The sequence below is a fragment of the Amycolatopsis sp. lyj-23 genome, from assembly GCF_046549135.1.
In the GTDB taxonomy this organism is placed as follows: domain Bacteria; phylum Actinomycetota; class Actinomycetes; order Mycobacteriales; family Pseudonocardiaceae; genus Amycolatopsis.
This window is the reverse complement of record NZ_JAJPWN010000012.1, coordinates 27,184-45,638: the sequence shown is the minus strand read 5'-3', so window position 1 is coordinate 45,638 and position 18,455 is coordinate 27,184. Positions and strand designations below refer to the sequence as shown.

The 18,455-nt window shown below is 71.6% G+C and carries 16 protein-coding genes; 11 read left to right on the top strand and 5 right to left on the bottom strand.

Features of this window, described 5'->3' with window-relative positions:
• The first annotated feature begins 74 nt into the window (after positions 1–74).
• Both ACLJPY_RS28885 and ACLJPY_RS28880 read left to right on the top strand, forming a co-directional pair.
• A complete protein-coding gene (locus tag ACLJPY_RS28885) occupies positions 75–1,214 on the top strand; it encodes a dipeptidase (RefSeq protein ID WP_410593151.1) in 1,140 nt (379 codons plus the stop codon).
• A gap of 46 nt (positions 1,215–1,260) precedes the next feature.
• Entirely contained in the window at positions 1,261–1,692 is a 432-nt protein-coding gene (locus ACLJPY_RS28880; protein ID WP_410564113.1) for a lipopolysaccharide assembly LapA domain-containing protein, read from the top strand.
• Positions 1,693–1,740: 48 nt separating this feature from the next.
• On the opposite strand, the gene ACLJPY_RS28875 is transcribed toward ACLJPY_RS28880, so the two are convergent.
• On the bottom strand, positions 1,741–2,562 hold the full coding sequence (locus ACLJPY_RS28875) for a maleylpyruvate isomerase family mycothiol-dependent enzyme (protein ID WP_410593149.1): 822 nt from the start codon (positions 2,560–2,562) through the stop codon (positions 1,741–1,743).
• Between the two features lie 82 nt (positions 2,563–2,644).
• On the opposite strand from ACLJPY_RS28875, the gene ACLJPY_RS28870 reads away from it, so the two are divergent.
• Both ACLJPY_RS28870 and ACLJPY_RS28865 read left to right on the top strand, forming a co-directional pair.
• On the top strand, positions 2,645–3,436 hold the full coding sequence (locus ACLJPY_RS28870) for an Abi-alpha family protein (RefSeq protein ID WP_410593148.1): 792 nt from the start codon (positions 2,645–2,647) through the stop codon (positions 3,434–3,436).
• Positions 3,437–3,440: 4 nt separating this feature from the next.
• Positions 3,441–4,676 (top strand): DUF445 domain-containing protein, encoded by a 1,236-nt coding sequence (locus ACLJPY_RS28865; protein WP_410593147.1) that lies wholly within the window; start codon positions 3,441–3,443, stop codon positions 4,674–4,676.
• Here ACLJPY_RS28865 and ACLJPY_RS28860 read toward each other — a convergent pair.
• Positions 4,673–5,032: a winged helix-turn-helix transcriptional regulator gene (locus ACLJPY_RS28860; protein WP_410593146.1), complete on the bottom strand. Its 360-nt coding sequence runs from the start codon at positions 5,030–5,032 to the stop codon at positions 4,673–4,675. The two genes, ACLJPY_RS28865 and ACLJPY_RS28860, sit on opposite strands and share 4 nt — an antisense overlap.
• Before the next feature lie 114 nt (positions 5,033–5,146).
• On the opposite strand from ACLJPY_RS28860, the gene ACLJPY_RS28855 reads away from it, so the two are divergent.
• The 7 genes from ACLJPY_RS28855 (at position 5,147) to ACLJPY_RS28825 (ending at position 15,834) form a co-directional block, all read left to right on the top strand.
• Positions 5,147–6,133: a zinc-dependent alcohol dehydrogenase family protein gene (locus ACLJPY_RS28855; RefSeq protein ID WP_410593145.1), complete on the top strand. Its 987-nt coding sequence runs from the start codon at positions 5,147–5,149 to the stop codon at positions 6,131–6,133.
• A gap of 84 nt (positions 6,134–6,217) precedes the next feature.
• Positions 6,218–9,292 carry a patatin-like protein gene (locus tag ACLJPY_RS28850; RefSeq protein WP_410593143.1) on the top strand — a complete coding sequence of 1,025 codons (3,075 nt, stop codon included), beginning with the start codon at positions 6,218–6,220 and terminating at the stop codon, positions 9,290–9,292.
• Positions 9,293–9,516: 224 nt separating this feature from the next.
• Positions 9,517–10,026, top strand: coding sequence for a diaminobutyrate acetyltransferase (gene ectA, locus ACLJPY_RS28845; protein WP_410593141.1), 510 nt, complete (start codon positions 9,517–9,519; stop codon positions 10,024–10,026).
• A 15-nt stretch (positions 10,027–10,041) separates the two neighbouring features.
• Positions 10,042–11,295 carry a diaminobutyrate--2-oxoglutarate transaminase gene (ectB, locus tag ACLJPY_RS28840; protein WP_410593139.1) on the top strand — a complete coding sequence of 418 codons (1,254 nt, stop codon included), beginning with the start codon at positions 10,042–10,044 and terminating at the stop codon, positions 11,293–11,295.
• 11 nt (positions 11,296–11,306) lie between these two features.
• The gene (locus tag ACLJPY_RS28835) at positions 11,307–11,693 is read left to right on the top strand and encodes an ectoine synthase (protein WP_410593137.1); all 387 of its coding nucleotides are present in this window, start codon (positions 11,307–11,309) and stop codon (positions 11,691–11,693) included.
• 30 nt (positions 11,694–11,723) lie between these two features.
• The gene (gene thpD, locus ACLJPY_RS28830) at positions 11,724–12,626 is read left to right on the top strand and encodes an ectoine hydroxylase (protein ID WP_410593135.1); all 903 of its coding nucleotides are present in this window, start codon (positions 11,724–11,726) and stop codon (positions 12,624–12,626) included.
• A gap of 460 nt (positions 12,627–13,086) precedes the next feature.
• A complete protein-coding gene (locus tag ACLJPY_RS28825; RefSeq protein WP_410593133.1) occupies positions 13,087–15,834 on the top strand; it encodes a BTAD domain-containing putative transcriptional regulator in 2,748 nt (915 codons plus the stop codon).
• Positions 15,835–16,117: 283 nt separating this feature from the next.
• Here the strand turns inward: ACLJPY_RS28825 and ACLJPY_RS28820 are convergent, their stop codons facing one another.
• The 3 genes from ACLJPY_RS28820 to ACLJPY_RS28810 all read right to left on the bottom strand — a co-directional run bounded on the left by ACLJPY_RS28820 (position 16,118) and on the right by ACLJPY_RS28810 (position 18,444).
• Entirely contained in the window at positions 16,118–16,783 is a 666-nt protein-coding gene (locus tag ACLJPY_RS28820) for a DUF4190 domain-containing protein (RefSeq protein WP_410593131.1), read from the bottom strand.
• A 306-nt stretch (positions 16,784–17,089) separates the two neighbouring features.
• On the bottom strand, positions 17,090–17,971 hold the full coding sequence (locus ACLJPY_RS28815; RefSeq protein ID WP_086852001.1) for a hypothetical protein: 882 nt from the start codon (positions 17,969–17,971) through the stop codon (positions 17,090–17,092).
• Complete coding sequence (locus tag ACLJPY_RS28810; protein WP_410593129.1) at positions 17,968–18,444, bottom strand: DUF6932 family protein; 477 nt, start codon at positions 18,442–18,444, stop codon at positions 17,968–17,970. Before ACLJPY_RS28810 ends, ACLJPY_RS28815 begins: the two co-directional genes overlap by 4 nt.
• Positions 18,445–18,455 lie beyond the last annotated feature (11 nt).

Genomic DNA, 18,455 nt, shown 5'->3' with positions numbered 1-18,455 from the left:
CCGGATTACTTCTTGCGGGAAAGATGTCAGGAGGTTTGTACGAGGCGTATGCAGCACGTCCCTACGATCGGCCGATGACTAACGAGGCACTACAGCGTGCTACCAAACTGCTGGACGCCGTCATCCTCGCCGACGGGCACAACGACCTGCCGTGGGAGCTGCGGCAGCACGGCGGCGCGAACCCGGTCGAGGCGGCCGCGTCGCTGGACCTGACCGTGCGGCAGCCCGCCCTCCACACCGATTTCCCGAAGCTCGCCGACGGGAAGCTGGGCATGCAGTTCTGGTCCGTGTACGTGCCTTGTGAGTTCGAAGGCCACAGCGCCGTGACGGCCGTCCTCGAACAGGTCGAGGTCGTCCACCAGCTGGTGGAGCGCTACCCCGACCGGCTGCGCCTGGTCACCACCGCGGACGAGGCCGAGGCCGCGTTCGCCGACGGCCGGATCGCGTCGCTGCTCGGCGCCGAGGGCGGCCACAGCATCGCCGAGTCCCTCGGCGTGCTGCGGGTCCTGCGCCGCCTCGGCGTCCGTTACATGACGCTGACGCACAACTTCAACACCACCTGGGCCGACTCCGGCACCGACGAGCCGGTCCACGGCGGCCTCACCGAGTTCGGCCGGGACGTCGTCCGCGAGATGAACAAGATCGGCATGATGGTCGACCTCTCGCACGTCGCGCCGTCGACGATGCGGGCGGCGATGGAGGTCAGCTCGGTGCCGGTGATCTTCAGCCACTCCTCCTGCACCGCGGTCAACGACCACCCGCGCAACATCCCCGACGACGTCCTGGCCAAGCTGCCCGGCAACGGCGGCGTCGCGATGATCACCTTCGTGCCGGCGTTCGTCTCGCCGAAGGTCGCCGCCTGGAACGAGCAGCTCGAGGCCGCGATGGCCGAAGCCGGGCTGGAGTACCGGAACCTGACGCAGCGCGGGGAGTTCGTCAAGGGGTGGGACGCCCCGCCCAAGCCCGTGGCCACCGTCGAGGACGTCGTCGCGCACGTCGAGCACGCCCGCGAGGTCGCCGGCGTCGACCACATCGGCCTCGGCGGCGACTACGACGGCGTCGGCTCGCTGCCGGAGGGGCTGGAGGACACGTCCAAGTACCCGGTGCTGTTCGCGGCACTGCTCGAGCGCGGGTGGAGTGAGGACGACTGCGCGAAACTGGCCGGCCGGAACACCCTCCGCGTCCTGCGGGAGGTCGACGGTTTCGCCCGTTAGGGGGGTTGAACCAGCGGACCCCGCGCGCCGGACGGACACTGAACCCATGACGCACGCGCGCGGGGGCGCGGCCGACCGCCCCACCGGTCCCACCCACCACGACCTGCCGGGCACCGAGGTGCCCGAAGGCGCCCTGGAACCCGCCGAGCTGCGGGCCGGCGACGTCCGGCCGGGCGCGGAGGAGGCGACGCCGGTGCGCCCGGCGCCGGCCAGGCCCGCGTCCGCGCCCGCGAAGATCAAGCGGACCCGGATCAGCGGCACCTGGGTCGCGGTGATCGCCGGCCTGCTGGTGCTGGTCCTGCTGCTGATCTTCATCCTGCAGAACCTGGACTCGGTCACCGTGCACTTCTTCGGTGGCGAGGGCAGCCTGCCGCTGGCCATCGCGATGCTGTTCTCGGCCATCGGCGGGGCGGCGCTGGTCGCGCTCATCGGCGGCGCCCGCATCCTGCAGCTGCGGAAGCAGGCGCGCGGCCGCTAGCCCGGAGCTACGCCCGCGGGAACGGGCACTTTCACGTGAAAGTGCCCTTCAGACGATGATCGACGTCATCGTGAGGACCTGCGCGCAAACGCTTTCGTCGCCGGTCGTCCGGACGCGGTCGAGGTTCGCGGCGTTGCGGGTGCAGAGCCGCCAGAACGTGTCCAGGTCCGTCGTCACCGTGGCCAGCGGGGTGCGCGACGGCGGCGCGCCGCGGTCCAGCGTCCAGCCGTCACGCTCGCGCCGCGCGTACCACTTGCCCTGGCCGGTCACGGTGTAGCCGACCTGCTTGCCGACGCGGGCGTCGACGTCACGCAGGGTGTACGGCAGCGCGCGGACGAACGTGTCGGCGATCGGTTCGGCGTACTCCGCTTCGAGCGGCGTGTGCTCCAGCGCTTCGCGGATCTGCACCTGGTGGACCCAGAACTCCGAATAGTCGCGAGCCGCGTCCAGCCAGCGCGGCGCGGGCTCGTCGCCGGCCCAGGACACCGGGATGCCGGGCGCGTCGAGGTCGAGCTGCGCCCAGTACTCGGTCGTCTGGCCCATGAACTCGTAGAGCATCGTCAGCAGGACGTCCGTCGAGAGCCGGCGGCAGGCGACGACCCACTCCTCGTTGATCCGGTCGATGAACCGCGGGAAGGCCTCACCCGGACGGGGGCCTTCCGCCGCGTGCCCGTCGCGGCCGTGGGACAGCCGGCCGACCTTGTCACCCAGCAGGTGCGCGGCGACGTCCTTGACCGACCAGCCGGTGCACATCGTCGGCCGCGTCCAGTCCTCCTCGGTCAGCGCGCCGAGCAGCGTCAGCAGCGCCTGTTCTTCCTTCGAGAAGTACGGGAGGACGTCGATCGGCGGGCCCCAGCGCGTCGGACTCATGGGGTCATCCAACACGCAAGTCACACCTCCGTTCGGCCTACTCGCAGGTAGCATCAGCGCGTACGCAGAGGGGAGCCCACCCGTGAACGCAGAGCGACCGAACGGCCGGGGTGCCGCCGGCGACGTGGCCGGGCTGGCCCGCCGCGCCGGTCAGCTGGCGGGCTGGGCCGCGCGCACCGGCTTCGCGGTCGGCCGCAAGCTGCCCGGCGTCGAGACCGCCGAACGCGGCGTCCGGCAGGTGGAACGCCGGCTGCTGACCGAGCTGCGCCACCGGCTCGACGAGGTCGACGACCCGTACCACGCGGCGCTCACCGCGGCGTCGGCGATGAACCGCGCGGCGGTACCGGGCAAGGTCGAAGCCACCGTCACGCTCGTGCCGGCGCGCGACAACCACGCCGAGCCGCTGCGCGCGGCGATGGCCGAGCTGCTCAACCACTCCATCGGCTTCGGCCGCGAGCGCGCCCGCGAGTACTTCTACGCGATCATCCTGCGCCAGCTGACGCCGGACGAGGCCCGCATCCTCTCGGCGCTGTCCGACGGCTCGCCGTTCCCCGCCGTCGACGTCGTCGAGCGGACCGGTCTGGGCGGCAACGGCCGGGTCGTGCTGCGCAACGCCTCGACGGTCGGCAAGTCGGCCGGGGTGTCGCTGCCCGACCAGGTGCCCGGCTACGTGACCCGGCTGATCGGGCTCGGCCTCGTCGACCTCGACGAAGAGGTGCCGTCGCTGGAGACGCAGTACGAGATCCTGCTGACCGACGAAACGGTGCGCGCGGCGGAAAAGCACGTCCGGCGCGCGAAGTTCGTCCGGCGGACGATCCACGTCTCGCGCCTCGGCGCGCAGTTCTGGCAGGCCTGCGACCCGAGCCTGGGTTAGCGGGGTGGGGGCCTTCTTCGGCGGTGTCCTCGCCGACTTCGCGCAGCACTGGCCCCTCTACGTCTCGATCCCGGTCGTCGCGGCGCTGATCGGCTACGGCACGAAGCTCGTCGCGATCCGGATGATGTTCCAGCCGGTGGAGTTCATCGGCGTCAAGCCGTTCCTCGGCTGGCAGGGCGTCGTGCCGAAGCGCGCGGCCCGCATGGCGAGCATCGCCTGCGACACGATGACCGAACAGCTGATCAAGCCGGCCGAGGTCGTCGCGCGGCTGGACGCCGGGCGGATCGCGAAGGAGATCGAGAAACCGCTGCTGGCCGGCGTCGAGGACATCGTCCGCGAGGTGGCCGGGCACTACCGGCCGGGGCTGTGGGAGTCGCTGCCGGTCCGGGTGCAGCGGCTGGTGATCGAGCGCGTCCAGCACGAGTCGCCGCGGATGGTCGCGGCCGTGCTCGACCTGATCAAGTCCGATGTGGACAGCGTGTTCGACCTCAAGGGCATGGTGGTCACCAGCCTGGTCAAGGACAAGCGGCTGCTGAACCGGATCTTCCAGGAGGCGGGCGCCCGCGAGTTCAAGTTCATCGCCCGGTCGGGCCTGGTCTTCGGCGGCGCGATCGGCGTCATCCAGATGGTGGCGTGGGTGCTGTTCAAGTTCCCGCCGATCATGCCGGTCTTCGGCCTGTTCACCGGCTGGTTCACCGACTGGCTGGCGCTGCGCATGATCTTCTACCCGATCGAGCCGCGCAAGTACTTCGGCGTGACGTGGCAGGGGTTGTTCCTGAAGCGGCGCGCGGAGGTGGCGGAGGCGTACGGTTCGCTGATCGCGAAGGAGATCATCACCCCGCACAACGTGATCGAGGCGATCCTGCACGGCCCGCTGTCGGACCGGGTGCTGGCGCTGATCCAGCGCCAGCTGGACCGCGAGCTCGGCAGCGTCGCCAAGCCGCTGCTGGTGTTCGCGGTGGGCAGCCGCAAGTACCAGGACGTGAAGCTGGCGATCTCGTCCCAGATCATGTCGCGGCTGCCGGAGACGATGCGGTACATCGAGGACTACGCGGCCGACGCGATGGACATCCGGAACGTGCTGGTGTCGAAGATGAAGCAGCTGTCCCCGCGGGAGTTCGAACGGCTGCTGCGCCCGGCGTTCGAGCAGGACGAGTGGCTCCTGATCGCGACGGGCGCGGTGCTGGGGTTCGCGGTCGGTGAGGCCCAGGTCCTGCTGCTGGAGCACCTGGCGGCTTAGGCGAAGTCGAACGCCCGCCTCGCCTCGGCGACCTTCGAACGGTGTTTCGCCGCCCACGCCGAAAGCGCGTGCAGCGGCTCGTCCAGTTCCGCGGCGTGCGGGGTCATCGTGTACTCCACCCGCGGCGGGACCTCCGGGTACACCTTCCGCGTCACCAACCCGTTGCGCTCCAGCCCCCGCAGCGTCAGCGACAGCATCCGCCGGGAGACGCCGCCGAGCGCGCGCTCGAGTTCGCTGAACCGGCGGGGACCCGGCCCCAGCTGGACCAGGACCCGGATCGCCCACTTGTCGCCCACCAGGTCGAGCACTTCGCGGACGGAGCACGTGTCCGCGGAAGGAGTTTCGCCACTGTCCACCGTCGTGACCCCGTTCGTAACAGGCGTGTGCCGTCGTACCAGAAAAGTGCCGTCTTCCTGCGGCAACGTCTGTCGAGCACGATCGATTCCGGCAGACACGGAAAGGAACCAGGAATGACGAAGACAGTGCGGTTCGCGGCCGAAGGCGGACCGGAAGTGCTGGAGCTCGTGGACGTCGACCTCGGCGAACCGGGCCCCGGCGAACTGCGGTTGCGGGTCGAGGCGATCGGGCTCAACCGGGCCGAAGCGATGTTCCGCTCCGGCACCTACTTCGAACGACCCGGCGCGTTCCCGGCCAAGCTGGGCTACTCCGCCTCCGGCACCGTCGAATCCGTCGGCGACGGTGTCACCGGGTTCGAAGCCGGCGACGCGGTCAGCACGGTCGCGGGCTTCTCGATGCGCAACTACGGCGTCTACGGCGAAGCGGCGATCGTTCCCGCGTCGGCCGTCCTCCGGCGCCCGGAGGGGCTCGACGCCGCCGAGACCGTTGCGCTGTGGGGGCCGTTCCTCACCGCCTACGGCGCTCTCGTCGACGAAGGACACGTCCGGCCCGGCGACTTCGTCCTGATCACGGCGGCCTCCAGCAGCGTCGGGCTCGCGACCATCGACGTCGCCAACCACCTCGGCGCCATCCCGATCGCCGCGACGCGCACGGCCGCGAAGAAGGCGCGCCTCGAGAGCGCCGGGGCCGCGCACGTCATCGTCACCGACGACGAGGACATCACCGAGCGCACGCTGGAGATCACCGGCGGCAAGGGCGCGGAGTTCGTCTTCGACGCCGTCGCCGGCGAGGGGGTCCGCAAGCTGGCCGCGGCCACCGCCAAGGGCGGGACGCTCGTCGTCTACGGCGCGCTCGACACGAAGGAAACCCCGTTCCCGCTGTGGTTCGTGCCGACCATGCGGTTGTTCAACGCCTTCGACCTCACGCTGGACCCGGACCGGCTGGCCCGTGCGGAACACTTCGTCCGCGCCGGGGTCCGGGCGGGCACGTTCCGGCCGCGGGTCGACCGGACCTTCGACCTCGCCGACATCGCCGACGCGCACCGCTACCTCGAGGCCAACGGCCAGTTCGGCAAGGTGGTGGTCACGGCAGGCGGCTGAGCGGGTGCACAAGTCCGTACCCGCGGATGTATCCCCGCGGACACCTTTCGCCTCTACTCTCCGTCTGGAAGACGGGAGACTCCCATGGACGGGACCGCGCAACCGTGGCCGCAGGAAATCCGGCTCGCGATGACCATGGTGGGCGGGGCCAGCCTGGCCATCTGGATGGGCGGGGTCGCCACCGAGACGTCGCAGCTGCTGCGGGAGTCGCGCCGGGACACCGCACCGGGGCTGTACCGGAAACTGCTCGACGTCCTCCGCGCGAGTGTCTCGGTCGACGTCCTGACCGGCACCAGCGCCGGCGGGATCAACGCCGCCTGCCTGGGCCTGGCCGAGGCCTTCGGGTCGACGCCGCAGGTCCTCCGCGACACCTGGATCACCACCGGTTCGCTGGAAAACCTCGTGCGGGACGCGAAAGAGGCGCAGCCGCGGTCGGTGCTCGACGGCGATCGCGTGCTGCTCGGGGACGTCGAACGAGCGCTGCGGCAGATCACCGCCGAAGGCACCCCGCCCGCCGGCGAGCCCGACATCACCGTGCTGCTCACCGGCACGATGATCGACGGCGAGACCACCCGGTTCGACGACGCGCTCGGGAACCTGGTGCGCGACACGGAACACCGGATGCTGTTCCGGTTCTGTGGTCCACTGTGGACGAACGGGGTGGAGGGGCCGCTCGCGCTGGCGGCCCGCTCCACCGCGTCCTTCCCCGGTGCGTTCGAACTCTCGCGGATGCCGATCGGCACCGGCGGCACCGACCGGCTGCACCCCGACATGACGCCGTACACCGAACTGACCCGCTCGCACTGGCTGACCGACGGCGGGGTCCTGCTCAACAAGCCGCTGCGGCCGGCGCTGCGCGAGATCTTCGAACGCCCGTCGCACGCCGACGTCCGCCGGCTGCTGCTCTACGTCGTGCCGACCGGCGAACGCGAGGCCGAGGCCCTCGGCTGCGACCCGGTGGACCCGCCGCTGCTCTCCAGCGCGCTGGCCAAGGTCGTCAACACCGTGATGAGCCAGTCGATCAGCGCCGAGCTCGACGACCTGACCCGCCACAACGACGCCGTGCTCCGCACCCGTGACACCCGCGTCTCGCTGGCCGCGCTGGGCCTGCGCGGCGGCCCCGGCTGCCTGGTCGACGCGCGGATCGCCGCGGCCTACCTCGAGCGCCGGACCGCCGAGGACGCCGCCGAGCTGGTGCGCGTCGCCGCCCGCCGGTACGCGCTGTCCGATGCCGACACCCCGGACCGCGACTGGGCGTCCGGGATGTCGCGGCAACTGCGCGCGATCGCCGTGACCGGGCTGAGCACCGGCGTGCCCACCGGACCGCCGCCGGCCGTGCTGGCCGTGGCGGACCTGGTCGGCTACCGGACGACCGCGCTCGACGACGCCGTCGCCACCGGCCTCCAGCTGGTCAACGCCGGGTTCCGGCTCCGCCCGGACGTCGCGAGCGCGGGCACCTTGAACGACGCGCGCGCCCAGCTGCACGCGGCCCGCCGGACCGCCGGCCGCGGGGTGCGGCTGGCGCAGTGGGTGGCCGCGCACCCCGGGCCCGGCGCGAGCAGCACCCTCGAAGCCTGGGTCCGCGAGCTCGCCGAGGAGTGGGCCGGGCTGGGCCGCTCGGCCGCCGTCGCCGAGGCGTGGCCGAAGGTCGTCGCGGGCCTGCGGGCGGCGGCGCCGACGTTGCGCGCCCTCGCCGACGCGGCACCCGGGCAGTGCGGCACCGTCACGACCCTGCTGGACTGGCTGGCCCTCGGCCCGGCGGCTCCGAAGTCCCCGGAGGCTCCGGAGGCCGCGGGCGACGAGGTCGTCCAAGCGCGGCTGCTCACCCTGCACGTGGCGACCCGCGGGCTGCTCGCCCAGGCGCCGTCGGTCGACCAGCGGGTCGACCTCGTGCAGGTCAGCGCCGATTCGCGGACGCTGCTGGACATGACGCGCCGCCGGTCGTGGGACAAGCTGACCGGGATGCAGGCGAGCTACTTCGGCGCCTTCTACAAGGCGTCGTGGCGCGCGAGCGACTGGATGTGGGGCCGCATCGACGGCGCGGGCTGGCTGGTCCAGTGCCTGCTCGACCCGGTGCGGCTCGAGACGCTGCGGGACATCGTCGGGCCCGGGACGTTCCGAGACGAACTCGTCGCCGCGCTGAAGCCCGTCTGGCGCGCCCCGGACGAGCGCGACCGCTGCACCCCGGCCGAGGCGGGGCAGCTGCGCGACCAGCTGACGGCCGAGCTGGCCTTCCTCGGTCTCGACGCCGACCTGAACCCGGTGGAGAAGCCGGGTGCCGTGCGCCCGGCCAGCCTGCCGGTCACGGCGATGGTGCTCGCCCGCGCCCGGCAGGCCGAGATCGCCGCGGAGGAGCTCCCGGTCGTCACCCTCGCTTCGCGCTACGACGCCGACGACCGCCCCGGCATCGAGGAGGCGCTGGCCGGGGACCTGCCTCGCATCGACGTCGCCGCCGCGCAGGCCCAGTTCCAGGCCTGCCGCGTCTCGGCGGAGAAGCTCGCCGGTGAGCAGGGCACGGCCCGGCTGACCCGGACGCTCGTCGCGCTCGGTGCCGCCACCGTCAACGCCGGAACGGTCGCGTTCCGGCTGCCCGGCGGCTGGCCGCAGACGGTCGCGGGCATGCTGCGGACGGTCGCCAGGAGCACGGCGAGGGTCTCTCAGGGCGCGTCACGGCTCGGCCCGGCGGGCTCGCTCGCCGCGGGGGTGCTGGCGCTGCTGGCCGGGCTGGTGCTCGGCAACAACGGCGGCGCGGTCCTGCAGTGGGTCGGCCTCCCGGTCCTGGCCGGCGCGGCCGTCTACCTCGCGACGGCACTGCTCACGACCGGCCACAGGACGCGGTGGCTGCTCACGGCGCTGGGCACGCTGGTCGTGGCGGCGCTGCTGTTCGCCGCGTTCCTGCCCCCGCTCGCCCGGCCGTTCTTCGGCTGGCTCGGCGGCGTCGTGGCCGGCTGGCGCCGCGGCGAGGGCGCGGTGTGGTGGCTGGTCGTCTCCGGCCTGCTGGTCCTGCCGGCGGTGGTGACGCCGGTGCGCGCCCTCCTGCGCCGGCTCGGCCACCGCCGCGCCCGGTCCCGCGAAGCGAAGACCGTCGTGCTCGAAGTGACCCGGCGGTCGTCCCGGAAGAGCACGGCGGAGCGGGAGCCGGCACCGAGTCCGCGCTGACGGATTCCGGCCCGTCGCCTTGCGATCACCGGCGCGAAGGTTCATGGTGCGAGTAGGTCACGGGCCGTGCGTCCGTGCCCCGAGCGCGCGTATGCCCACCTGCCTGCCACCTCAAACACCGTTGTGCGACTGCTCACCGGGTCCCCGGCGTCTTCGCAGGTCATCGCGGGGGTCGTGAGCTGCATCGCTGGCACGAAGAAACTTCTCTGTTACGTTTCCTGAGTATGTCCGTAACGCACTTGATCGAATCCCCGACCAAGGCGGACGGCGCGCAGCTGTGGCGAATCGCGCGCGATTCCGCGAAGCTCGATCTCAACTCGCCGTACGCATACATGTTGTGGTGCCGCGATTTCGCCGGGACATCGGTGGTCGCGCGTGAGGACGGCGAGGCGGTCGGTTTCGTCATCGCCTACCGCAGACCGGACGAGCCGGCGACCGCGTTCGTCTGGCAGGTCGCGGTGGACGGTTCCCAGCGCGGGAAGGGCCTGGCCGGGGCCCTGCTCGACACGCTGTACACGCGCCTCGTCGGCGAGGGCGTGCGTTACCTCGAGACCACGATCACCCCGGACAACGAGGCGTCCATCCGGCTGTTCGCGTCCTTCGCGAAGCGGTGGAACGCCGCGACGGAAACCAGTGTGCTGTTCGGTGGCGAAGATTTCCCCGAAGCCGGGCACCTGCCGGAGGAGCTTTACCGCATCGGTCCGCTGATGCCGCCGACGAATCCGGGCGAGTAGGAGAGAAAGAAACACATGAGCATCTTCGAAGAGCTCGAATCCGAAGTACGCAGCTACAGCCGCGGCTGGCCGGTCGTGTTCGACCGCGCGCAGGGCAGCCACCTGTACGACGAAAGCGGGAAGCCCTACCTCGACTTCTTCGCCGGGGCCGGCGCGCTCAACTACGGGCACAACAACCCGCAGCTGAAGCAGGCCCTGATCGACTACATCCAGCGCGACGGCGTCACCCACGCCCTGGACATGTTCACCGTGGCCAAGCGCGACTTCCTGCAGACCTTCCGCGACAAGGTCCTCGACCCGCGCGGGCTCGGCTACAAGGTCGTGTTCCCCGGCCCGGGCGGCGCGAACGCCGTCGAAGCCGCGCTGAAGCTGGCGCGCAAGGTGACCGGCCGCGAATCGGTCATCAACTTCACGAACGCCTTCCACGGCATGACGCTGGGCGCGTTGTCGGTCACCGGCAACTCGATGAAGCGCGGCGCCGCGGGTGTCCCGCTCGTGCACGCCACGCCGATGCCGTACGACAGGTACTTCGACGGCGCGGTGCCGGACTTCCTGTACTTCGAGAAGCTCCTGGAGGACTCCGGCAGCGGGCTCAACGAGCCGGCCGCGGTGATCGTCGAGGGCGTGCAGGGCGAGGGCGGCATCAACGCCGCGCGCCTGGAGTGGCTGAAGGGGCTCGACGACCTCTGCAAGCGCCACCACATCCTGCTCATCCTCGACGACGTCCAGATGGGCTGCGGCCGCACCGGCCCGTTCTTCAGCTTCGAGGACGCCGGGATCACGCCGGACATCGTCTGCCTGTCGAAGTCCATCAGCGGCTACGGCATCCCGATGGCGCTCACGCTCATCAAGCCGGAGCTCGACGTCTGGGAGCCGGGCGAGCACAACGGCACCTTCCGCGGGATCAGCCCGGCGTTCGTCACCGCCAGGGAAGCGATCGACGTCTACTGGAGCGACGACGCGCTCGAGAAGTCGACCAAGGCGAAGGGCGAGCGCATCGCCACCGCGTTCTCCGGCATCGTCGAGGCCTACCCGGAGGCGAAGCTGGCCGCCAAGGGCCGCGGCCTGGCGCGCGGCCTGGAGTTCGCCAACGGCGACCTCGCGGGCCGGGTGTGCGCGGAGGCCTTCGCGCGCGGCCTGCTGATGGAAACCTCCGGCCCCGACGGCGAAGTCATGAAGCTGCTGCCGCCGCTGACGCTGACCGACGACGAGCTGACCCAAGGCCTGTCGATCATCGACGAGTCCATCAAGGCCGTTCTGACCAAGTAAGGAGATTGCCCGTGCTGGTCCGCACGCTGGACGAGATCACCGACACCGACGCCGACATCAAGACCGAGAACTGGCGCAGCAAGCGGATCGTCCTCGCCAAGGAGGGCGTCGGCTTCTCGGTGCACGAGACCACGCTCTACGCGGGGACGGTCAACGACTTCTGGTACGCCAACCACATCGAGGCGGTGTTCATCACCTCCGGTGAGGGCGAGATCGAAGACCTGGCCACCGGCCAGGTGTACGAGCTCAAGCCCGGCACGCTCTACCTGCTCAACGACCACGACAAGCACCAGGTCCGGCCGAAGACCGAGATCAAGTGCGTGTGCGTGTTCAACCCGCCGGTGACCGGCCGCGAGGTGCACGACGAGAACGGCGTCTACCCGCTGATCACCGAGTAGGAACCGCCGAGGGAACAGGAGGCGAACCCCGTGACGCTGACGGACACCCGGGTCGGCGACCGTTACCCGACCCGGATCACCGGTACGCCGGAGCACCTGCCGCGCGTGCACCCCACCGTGTGGGGCACCGAAGCCGACGGCCCGCTCGACGCCGCCACGTTGGCGAACCACGAGGCACGCGGCTACACCGTGGTCGACGACCTGCTCTCGGTCGGCGAGGTGCAGACGTACTGGCAGGAACTGGTGCGGCTGTCCTCCGACGAGCAGCTCGCCCGGGACGAGCGCGTGATCGCCGAGGCGAAGACCGGTGAGGTCCGGTCGATCTTCGACGTCCACGAGATCTCGGCCCTGATCGCCGAGCTGGTGCGCGACCCGCGCGTGCTCGACCGGGCCCGGCAGCTGCTCGGTTCCGAGGTGTACCTCCACCAGAGCCGCGTCAACTACATGCCGGGGTTCAAGGGCACCGGGTTCTACTGGCACTCGGACTTCGAAACCTGGCACGCGGAGGACGGCATGCCGGCCCCGCGCGCGGTCAGCTGCTCCATCGCGCTGACGGACAACCACCCGTTCAACGGCGGCCTGATGATCATGCCGGGCTCGCACCGGACGTTCGTCCAGTGCGCCGGCGAGACGCCGGAAGAGAACTACAAGAGCTCGCTCAAGGACCAGCGGGTGGGCGTGCCGACCGAGGACGACATCACCCGGCTGGCGGCCGAGCACGGCATCGACCAGTTCACCGGCCAGGCGGGCTCGGCCCTGTGGTTCGACTCGAACACCATGCACGGCTCGGGCAACAACATCACCCCGTACCCGCGCTCGAACATCTTCCTGGTGTTCAACAGCGTGGAGAACGCGTTGCAGGAGCCGTTCGCGGCGAGTGCCCCGCGCCCGGCGTTCATCGCCGGCCGGGATTCGACGCCGATCACGCGCTGAGCCGTACCCCCGGTTCCGCCGCCCGAAACCTTCGGAAGGCGCGGAAACGGCACCCGCCGGTGACGGGCCCGGTGCGCCCTGTTACCGTGTCGCCACCGCGTGGGTGTGTGGCCCGCGCAACACGTCTTCGCGGACGGCCGGCGGCGGGTACTTCGCTCGGGGTGAGCTCACCCGCCCGGTTGCCCTCGGTGGCGGACGGGCGGACCGGCCCCCTGGCGGCCCGGCCGGGAGTTTTGCCAGTGACCCCGCACCACCGGATCGGGACCGGTGGTGCGGGGTCTTCTCACGTCCGCGCCATCCGCAGGCCCCTCGCGCGGCCGCTGCGGATTCCGCAGCGTCGCGAAACGTCCTGGTCCCGGCCCGGTGGGGCGGTATTCGCCGGCCGGCGATCACGGTAGGTTGACTTTTCCGGCGGGGGCGACGCCGGGGGACACCGTGGACCCGGGAGGTGGGCGCGCACATGGCCCAGACCCGGCTCCAGCTGCTCGGGCCCGTTCAGCTCTTCCACGGCGACGACCCCGTCCCGATCGGCGGGCCCGGCGTCCGCGGCCTGCTCGCGCTGCTGGCGCTGCGGCCGGGCAAGGTCGTCGGCCTCGACGAGATCATCGACGCCCTGTGGGGGCACGACCCGCCGGCGACCGTCCGGACCATCGTCCACGGCAACGTCTCCCACCTGCGGCGGGTCCTGCGCGAGCTCGACGGCCCGCGCATCCTCACCACGCCGCCGGGGTACCGGCTGGAGATCGACCCCGACCGGATCGACGTCCACCGGGCGCGCACGCTGCTGGACCGCGCGTCGCTGGCCACCCCGGAAGTCGCCGCCGCGCTGCTCGCCGAGGCGCTCGCGCTCTGGCAGGGCCCGGCGCTGGGCGGGGTCCCCGACTCGTTGCGGGCCCCGGAGCTGGAGGACCTGCGCCGCGCTGTGCACGGCGCCCGCGTCGACGCCGACCTCGAACTCGGCCGGCACGCGGAACTGATCGTCGAGCTCAGCCCGATCGTCCGGGCCGACCCGCTGGCCGAGCGGACCGCGGGCCAGCTGATGCGGGCGCTGTACCACGCCGGCCGCCGCGGGGACGCGCTCGAGCTGTACCGGACCGTCTCCCGCGCGACGCTGCGCACCCTCGGTGTCGAGCCCGGTGCGGAGCTGCGCTGGCTGCACGAGCGGGTGCTCAACGACGACCTCCCGGCGCGGGACGTCGTCGTCCCGGCCGCCGTCGGCGAGGCGGCGAAAGCGATTTCGCAGCTGCCCGCGGCCGTGCCGAGCCTGGCCGGGCGGGCCGAGGAACTGGCGTGGCTCGACGGCCTGGTCGGCCGGGCCGAGGCCGGGCAGACGACGATCGCGGTGGTCACCGGCACCGCCGGGGTCGGCAAGAGCACCCTCGTCGTGTGGTGGGCGCACCGGGTCGCGGCGCGGTTCCCGGACGGCGTCCTGTTCGCGTCGCTGCGCGGCTTCGACCCGCACCACCCGCCGCTGGAGCCCGCCGAGCTGCTCACGCAGTTCCTGCTCGGCCTCGGCGTCGAGACGGCGAAGGTGCCGGAGCTGCTGCACGAACGCGTCGCCCTCTACCGGTCGCTGATCGCCGGACGGCGGATGCTGGTGCTGCTCGACGACGCCCGCACCGCCGAGCAGGTGCGCCCGCTGCTGCCGCCGAGCGCGCGGACGATGACGGTGGTGACGAGCCGCTCGCGCCTCGACGGGCTCGCCGTGTCGAACGCGGCTCAGCAGCGCGTGCTGGGCACGCTGGCCCCGGACGACGCCGTGGCGCTCATCGAGGAGCTCGCCGGCCCGGCGAGCCTCAACCACGCCCTCGCGCGGCTCTGCGGCTACCTCCCGCTGGCGCTGCGGATCGCCGGCGCGCGGCTCTCCGCGGGCGCGCAGCGGACCGCGGAGGAACTGGTCGACGAACTCGGCAACGAACGCACCCGGCTGGCGGGCCTGCAGGTCTACGGCGCCGACGACAGCGTCCGCGCGGCCTTCGACGTCTCCTTCCGCGGACTGCCCGGCGAAGTCGCCGAGACGTTCCTGCAGCTGGGCGCGGTGCCCGGGGTGCTGGTCGGCCCGCACGTGCTGGCCGCGGCCGGGCAGATCACCGTGGCCGAGGCCCGGCGGCGGCTGCGCGCGCTGGCCGCGCACAACCTCATCGCCGAGACCGAGCGGGACGTCTTCGTGCCGCACGACCTCGTTCGGCTGTACCTGCGGGAGCTCGCGGAGCAGGAGCTCACCGACAAGGAGCGCGACGAGGTGCTCGGCTGGACGGTCCGCTACTACCAGGCGGTGGCCGACCGGGCGCGGCGCCGGCTGGGCCCGGTCGCCGACCCGCTGGACTTCTCGGGCGTGCTCACCGACGACGCCATGCCGCCGCTGCCCGGTTTCGCCGAGGCGCACGCCTGGTTCGCGGCGGAGTGGCCGAACCTGCTGGCCGTGCTCGACGCCGCGTACGGCGCGGGCCGCCACGACGACGTCTGGCGGCTGGCCCGGCTGGGGCACACCTACCGCGTCGCGTGCCCGCTGCTGGACGAGTGGACGCGGATGGCCGACCTCGGTGTCGCCGCCGCCGAGGCCGCGGGCGACGTCGCCGGGCAGTGCTGGCTGCGGCTCGCGCGGTGCGAGATCGCGTTGACGTTCGAGCTGCCGGGGTTCGGGCTCGCCGACGCCGAACGAGCGGCGGAACTGTCCGCCGCCCGGCCCGACGAACGGCTGCGCACGTCGGTGGACCTGCACCTCGGGCGGGCGCTGAGCCGGCTCGGCGAACACGAGAAGGCCGTCGAACGGCTGGCCGAGGCCGTCGCGAACGCGCCCGACGTGGTTTTGCGCGGGCAGGCGCTCAGCAGCTGCGCGCAGGCGGAGAAGCGGGCGGGCCGGCTCGCCGACGCGCTCGTCCACCAGCGCGCCGGCCTGCGGATCGACCGCGAGCTGGGCGACGACGACCGGGTCGTCGTCTCGCTGGACAAGCTGGCCGAGCTCAGCCTGCGCGCCGGGGACCACGAGGCCGCCGAGCGGTACGCCTGGGAGGCGATCGACCTGGCGATCAGCCGCGAGTTCGTCGCGCGGGAAGGGGCCCTGCGGCTGACGCTGGGCCGCGTCCTGCGGGCCCGCGGCGACCTCGACGGCGCCCGCGAACAACTGGCGTTGTCGGTGCGCATTCACGAGCGTGTGCACCCGAAGCTCGTCGGTGAGGTCCGCACCGAACTGGCCGATCTGCAGTGAACGCTTTCCGACAGTTTCGCGCGGCGGGAATTTCGTTGCGAATGGGTCACGACCCCGCCCGCACGCTGAATCCTTAGTGGATTCTTAGTGCGCGCGGGCGGTGCCCGCGTAGGTTCGGCGGTGCCGGCTGAGCCCTAGGGGAGGGGCAGGCTGAGACGCCGGCGCCAGGCCCCGCGCGGGAAACCGCGAAGGGGCCCGGAGCCGCCATGAGCGGCTCGTGGCGGCCCGGCCGGCCGAAGTGGGGGTAGGCCGGCCGGTCGCCAGGCGGGGTGCGCGCGGCGCGTCAGCCGACGTTCGCCGTGCAGAGCGCGATGGTCGCCCCGCTGTTTTCCGCGACCTTCTTGCCGTCGACGAGAATGGCGCAGCTGATTTCGTTGCTGACCGTCGCATTGCGGGTGTCCGCGGTGAGGGTCAACAGGTAGGAGCCATTGTTGTAGGAGGCCTGGCCCTGCCACGCGTCGGTGCTCGCGGGCGCGTTTTCGGTCCGCTGGTCGCTGAGGCTGCCGTAGCGCACGGTCGCGCCGCCCGCGGAGGTGACCTGGAAGGTCACGGCGTGCTTGTCGCCGGCCACCGCGGGCATGTGCAGCCCGCTCTCGCCGCCGCCGAAGAACGTCGAGTACAGCAGCATCCCGGCCGTGGTGAGCAGCGCCGCGACCGTGACGACGGTGGCCGTGATCGCCAGCCCGCGGTCGCCCGCGGTGCCCTTCTTGACCTGGACCAGCCCGGCGATCGCCAGGACGAGCCCGATGCCGCCCAGCGGCCACGCCACGAACTGGACGCCGGGGACGAAGGTGACGACCAGCGCGGCCACGCCGAGCAGCAGGCCGACGATCGCCAGGATGTTCCGCGAGTGCTTCGCATTGGCTTGACGACGTTCCGTGGCCGTCACCGGCGGGGCGGGCCGTCCGTGGCGCGCGGTCACCGGCGGGTACTGCGGGTCGGTCATCATGCGAACCCCTTCGGGTGGGAGTGCGACGACGTTAACCCATAAGTGTGGCCCAGGACGAAATTGTTACATTCCGGAAAAAGTCATTGTCCCACCATTTGGCGTCAGGTATCGATATTTCCTGACACCGCGGGCAGGGTGTGGCCCGGTGATCAATGGGAAGAATATCGGAGTTCCCACTGTTGAACGTGGCCTTTCGCGACCTCGCAGCGGGTATCGTAAATATCCGGCGCACCTCCGGGCACCACCGTGAGGCCTACGACGACCGTCGGTACCGACGTTCAAGACGAAAGTCTGATACCGGACTTCTCAGTCGAAAAGGCTTACTTCCGGGGTGATTTCCAGGAGCTCGAAGACGGGACGGCCGCGGCGGCCGTCGATCGTCGTCGTGCGCACCACCCGTAGCCGGGCGGTCACCGGACGGTCGAGGTTCTCCTTGATCTGGTCGAGCAGATCGGGGGCCACCGCGCCCTGGATCGTGCCGCCCGACTCCCGGTCGAGGTAGAAGATCCGCCGCCGGGTGCGGACGCCGTCGAGCCGCCCCCGCACCGTCTCGTAGCCGACCTCTTCCCGCGATTCGCGGAGGCTGCCCTGCAGGATCCGCGCCTGCTCGGTCGTCATGCTGCGGGTGACCTGCTCGCCCGCGGTCGGGGTCAGCGCCATTCCGATGCCGGCGTTCTTCGCGACGGCGTTGACGATGTCGCTGACGGCGTTGCGGACGGTGTCGCGCTGCAGGAGCACGGCGTCGAGCGCGCCGTCGTCCGAGCCGTTCGCCGGCAGGAAGTCGCACAGCTCCTTGACCGCGCGCTCGGAGAGCGTCTCGATGCCGTCGACGATCAGGGCGTCGTCGGCCAGCGGCTCCGGGAAGCCGAAGAAGATCGCGTTGCCCGCCTGGCCGCGCTGGATCAGCGGCGCCTTGTCCCGGTCGGTCTGCTGGACCTGGGTGACCTCGCCGGAGGGGTTGCGGATGATGTGCCCGATCTTCGCCGTCGCGTCCTGCAGGGCCCGGCTGATGTCGGAGAAGGTGTAGGCGTCGATGGTCTGCTCGCCGATCACCGAGACGTGCAGCAGCGGCGAGCGGGACGTCCGCTCGAACTTCGCGTTGGCCGCCATCGCCGAGGCGCGGGCCAGGTCGTCCAGCCACGTCCCGCCGGGGATCTCGTCGGCGATGCGCCGGAACTCGTTCCTCACCAGATCATCTCCGGGTAGCCCCTGCCGCCTTCGGCCCAGACCTCGGCCCACACGTCTTCGTCGCCGGGACGGCACAGGAAGCCGTCCAGCATGCCGCCGACCGGCTGCACCTGATCGAGGTACATCGCCGGCTGCCCGACGATGACGCCGCGCAGCGTGAGCAGGCCGTACAGCGCGGAGCGGCCGTCGTCGTCCAGCCGCTTGAGCGCGCCCCACTCGTCCGGGATGAGGACGACGTCGAGGCTGCGCGGCGGGTGGGCGGTCCGGGTGATGAGCTCGCCGCCGATCCAGGCGCGGCCGGACGGGATGATCCGCCGGGCGACGCCGAGGTAGCTGTTGAGCGCGCTGAACAGGATCTCGCGTTCGTTCTGGTGCGGGGCGTCGAACACCAGGCGTTCGTAGACGTCGGCGAGATCACCCGCGTGCCGGCCCGGCGGCAGGACCTGCTGCGGCGTCCAATGGGGGAGCGCCACTCCACCCCCTC